This is a genomic window from Methylacidimicrobium cyclopophantes (genome assembly GCF_902143385.2).
Classification (GTDB): domain Bacteria; phylum Verrucomicrobiota; class Verrucomicrobiia; order Methylacidiphilales; family Methylacidiphilaceae; genus Methylacidimicrobium; species Methylacidimicrobium cyclopophantes.
The window spans coordinates 1-4,304 of record NZ_CABFUZ020000039.1; the positions used below are offsets into that span (position 1 = coordinate 1).

Genomic DNA, 4,304 nt, shown 5'->3' on the forward strand with positions numbered 1-4,304 from the left:
GGCTCCGCCGCCCTCTCCTCGCCAAGCAATTCCCTATCGGGCCTGCTTCTTGCGATGCATCAGCTTCCAGATCATCGGGGTGAAGATCAACTCCATCGCCAACGGCATCTTTCCGCCCGGACAGGCGATCGTGTTCGGCCGCGACATAAACGAGCCGTCAAGCATCGAAAGGAGGTAGGGGAAGTCGATCTCCTTCGGGTTCCGGAAGCGGATCACCAGCATGCTCTCGTCCGGGGAAGGAATATCCCGGGCGATGAAGGGGTTGGAGGTATCCACCGTCGGCACTCGCTGAAAGTTCACGTGGGTATGGGAAAATTGCGGGCAGATATAGTGGACATAGTCGGGCATCCGACGGAGGATCGTGTGGACGATCGCCTCCTGCGAGTAGCCTCTCTCCTTCTTGTCCCTATGGATCTTCTGGATCCACTCCAAGTTGATGATCGGCACGACGCCGATCAGGAGATCGGCGTAACGCGCCACGTCGACCTTTTCGGTAACCACCGCTCCGTGAAGTCCCTCGTAAAAGAGGAGGTCGGTCCCTTCTGGGATATCTTCCCACGGGGTAAAGGTGCCCGGCTCCTGATTGTAGGGAGCGGCTTCCTCCTCGTTATGGAGGTACTTCCGGACCTTGCCGGTCCCGGTTTCCCCGTAGGTCCGGAAGAGCTTTTCGAGCTCTTCAAAGAGGTTGGCCTCGGGTCCGAAATGGCTGAAGTGGCGGTTCCCCTTCTTTTCCATCTCCTCCATCCGAGCCTTCATCTCGACTCGGTTGTAACGGTGGAAGGCGTCGCCCTCGACGACCCAAGCATTCATCCCCTCCCGGCGGAAGATCCTCTGGAAGGCCGTCTTGACCGTCGTGGTGCCCGCACCGGAAGATCCGGTGACGGCGACAACAGGATGCTTAGCAGACATACGATAGATCCTCCGGTTAGCTTCGAAAGATGGATCGGTTGCTGAAGAGCGGGGACTTGAAGGTAAGCTCCTCGCCCCGATCGAATGCTTGATGGTAGCTCACGAGCCGCTCCACCTCGTTTCGGGATCCCAAAATCACCGGCACTCGTTGATGGAGGCTGGTCGGCTTCACCTCGAGAATCCTCTCCCGCCCGGTCGATGCCGCACCGCCGGCCTGCTCCACGATCATGCTCATCGGGTTGGCCTCGTAGAGGAGGCGCAATCGCCCGGGTTTGCTCGGATCCTTGGTGTCGCGGGGATACATGAAAAGTCCCCCGCGAATCAGGATGCGGTAGACCTCGGCGACCATCGAAGCAATCCAGCGCATGTTGAAATCGACTCCCCGCGGTCCGCTCTTCCCCTGCTGGCACTCCTCGACGTAGAGCCGGACCGGGGGCTCCCAAAAGCGTTCGTTGGAGGCGTTGATCGCAAACTCCCGCGTCTCTTCCGGAATGCGCATATCGGGATGCGTGAGAATGAACGTTCCCACCTCCCGGTCGAGCGTAAAACCGTGGACGCCCCGCCCGACCGTCAGGATGAGCATGACGCTGGGACCGTAAAGCGAAAAGCCCGCCGCCACCTGCGCCGTCCCCGGTTGCAGGAAGTACTCCGCCTTGGGCTCCTTTGCCCCCTCGGGGGCCCGCAACACCGAAAAGATCGTGCCGACGGTCAGGTTGACGTCGAGGTTCGATGAGCCGTCCAGCGGGTCGTAGACCAGAAGATAGCGGCCGTTTCTTCCCCAGGTGACCGCATAGGGGCCCTCCATTTCTTCGGAAACCACGCCGAGGAGCTGCTCGGTCGAATCGCAGACCTTGAGTACCGCTTCGTTGGCGATCACGTCGAGGGGCTTTTGCTCTTCTCCTTGGATGTTGACCATCGTGCTCACCTGCGCTTCCGCAAGCTTCCCCCGGGAGACCGCCGAGGCGATATATTTGCACGAAACTTCGACATCCTTGATCAGCGCCGCCAATTCGGGGTCGAAGGCGGGCGTTTTCCGCCGCTCTTCGATTAAAAACGTGCTTAATGTGATTCGATGGTACGACATTCCTTCATCTCTCTTATCCGACGCGCTCTTTTTCGGGAAGCATTTAAAGGCAAAAACCTACATCGCATTATCCATGAAAACGCAAGCTTTACAATTTTTGCCGCATCGGCGAGACGATCTTTTTCTCATCGACTTCTTTTCTTCCCCGGAATCGGATCGGCGGAAGGGCGGATAAGGCAGGCTCTCTCCCGGCAACTTCGGAGAGCTTGCGGAAGAGGCCGCTTCCGTTTAGGAGTAGCGGCATCATGACTCCCGGGATACCGCCATTCTTCCCTTTCCAGCCAATGCCCTCCGCGGAGGGAAGATCGTTCCCAACCCACCGATTCTTCTGGCTTCTGGCATTATCCCTCCTCTTCTCCGGTTGCGGATACAACCAGATCCAATCCGAGGACGAAAAGGTAAAGGCGGCTTGGGCCGAAGTGGTCAATCAATATAAGCGGAGAGCCGATCTCGTGCCGAATCTGGTCTCCGTCGTCAAAGGCTACGCCGCCCATGAAAAGGAAGTTCTGACCCAGGTTACCGAGGCCCGGGCGCGCGCCGGATCGCTGGCGGTAACGCCCGAGCTTCTGCAGAACGAGGAAGCCATGCGGCGATTCGCCGCCGCCCAAGGCGAGCTCGGCACGGCTTTGAACCGGTTGATGGCGATCGCCGAAAACTATCCGCAGCTCAAGGCCGACAATCTCTTCCGTGATCTGCAGGCCCAGCTCGAAGGCACAGAAAATCGGATCGCCGTGGCCCGGCGCCGCTATATCCAGGCGGTCCAATCCTACAACACCCTGGTCCGTACCTTTCCTACCAACCTCACCGCTCTCTTCTTCCACTACTCGCCCAAGCCGACCTTCTCCGTCGAAAACCAAGCGCAGCTTTCGCAGCCGCCGTCCGTCGATTTCAGCGGTCCCGCCGCGGAGGGCGTCCCTCCCGCTCCCGCCCCGCGATGAGAGCCGTCCGCATCGGATCTCTTTCCTGGCTGTTCTTGGCTCTGCTCTGGTGCGGAGGAGGCCGACTGGCGGCTCAGGACGAGAGCGAGGAGGCAGAAGCGGCCCCAATCCCCCCCTTTACGAGCTATGTCGTCGACCAAGCGCGGCTCCTCTCCGGCCGGGAGCGTGCTTCCCTCGAAAAAAGGCTCAGTCGTTTCGCCAAGAGCAAGGGGAGCCAAGTGGCCGTCCTCATCGTCCCGACCACCCGGCCCGAGTCGGCCGAAAGCTACGGCATCCGTGTTGTGGAGGAGTGGAAGCTCGGCCGTAAGGGAATCGATGACGGGGTTCTCCTCCTCGTCGTGACCGACGAGCACGTCGTCCGCCTCGAGATCGGATATGGCTTGGAAGGGACGATCACCGATGCAGAAGCCAAGCGGATCATCGAGGAACGGATCCTCCCCTTCTTTAAAAAGGGTCGCTTCTTTTCCGGGATCTCGGTCGGGCTCGATGCGATCCTCGCGAAAATTTCCGGAGAGCCGCTCCCGCCGCTCAAAGGAGCCCCCAGGGCCGTAGCGAAGCCAGCCGGATCCCCCGATCCGACCGCTCTTTTGGGAGGACTCTTCGTGCTGGTCTTGGTCGTCGGCAGCCTCTTCGGCCCCCTCCTCGGCGCCGCGCTCGCGGGAGGGATCGGCCTTCTCGTGGGGTGGACCCTCGTGGGAGGATTCTGGATGGGATTGCTCGTCGGCCTGCTCTCCGCGGCGGTCGCCTTCCTCTTCGGGGGCTCCCTCCGTGGGAGGAGCTGGCCGGTCTTTTGGCGTGACGGTCCGGAATTCCCCGGCTTCGGGGGGTGGGGCGGTTTCGGCGGAGCGGCGGGCGGCTTCCGCGGGGGAGAAGGCGGTCAATTTGGAGGAGGCGGCGCCTCCGGGAGGTGGTGATGAGCAGAGTGGAAGCCATCCGACGCTTCCTCCGTCACTGGCGTGCCGGCAGCCGCTTCGGAGCCGCCCCGTTCCCTCCGGGCTCGCTCGAGCGGATCGAAGCGGCCATCACCCAAGCGGAACGACGGTATGACGGAGAGATCTGCTTCGTGGTCGAAAATGCCCTCGATTGGCGGCGGCTCCTTCGCGGCATGACGCCCCGAGAGCGCGCCTGCGAGCTCTTTGCCCAACTCGGGATCTGGGATACCGAACGGAACAACGGGGTCCTCCTCTACGTCCTCATCGCCGACCGGAGCATCGAGATCGTAGCCGACCGCGCCATTCACCAGGCCGTCGGGGAAGCCGAATGGAAAGCGATCTGTGCCCGAATGGAGTCCGAGTTCCGGAAAGGAAGATTTCTCGAGGGAAGCCTCGAGGGGATCCGGTCGGTGGCGTCCCATCTCAGCCGCCACTTCCCCG

At 61.3% G+C, this 4,304-nt stretch carries 5 protein-coding genes; 3 read left to right on the forward strand and 2 right to left on the reverse strand.

Annotation, left to right across the window (positions count from 1 at the left end):
- Nucleotides 1-33 precede the first annotated feature (33 nt).
- A complete protein-coding gene (locus tag FN369_RS00925) occupies nt 34-909 on the reverse strand; it encodes a phosphoribulokinase (protein WP_142524346.1) in 876 nt (291 codons plus the stop codon).
- A gap of 16 nt (nt 910-925) precedes the next feature.
- Entirely contained in the window at nt 926-1,993 is a 1,068-nt protein-coding gene (locus FN369_RS00930) for a class 1 fructose-bisphosphatase (protein WP_142524347.1), read from the reverse strand.
- Between the two features lie 284 nt (nt 1,994-2,277).
- Here FN369_RS00930 and FN369_RS00935 point away from each other — a divergent pair, with 284 nt between their 5' ends.
- The 3 genes from FN369_RS00935 to FN369_RS00945 all read left to right on the forward strand — a co-directional run.
- Nucleotides 2,278-2,931, forward strand: coding sequence for a LemA family protein (locus FN369_RS00935; protein ID WP_142524348.1), 654 nt, complete (start codon nt 2,278-2,280; stop codon nt 2,929-2,931).
- Entirely contained in the window at nt 2,928-3,845 is a 918-nt protein-coding gene (locus FN369_RS00940) for a TPM domain-containing protein (protein ID WP_142524349.1), read from the forward strand. The genes FN369_RS00935 and FN369_RS00940 overlap by 4 nt, the downstream gene beginning before the upstream one ends.
- On the forward strand, nt 3,845-4,304 hold a 460-nt coding region (locus tag FN369_RS00945; protein WP_142524350.1), incomplete at its 3' end, for a TPM domain-containing protein. The genes FN369_RS00940 and FN369_RS00945, both read left to right, overlap by 1 nt.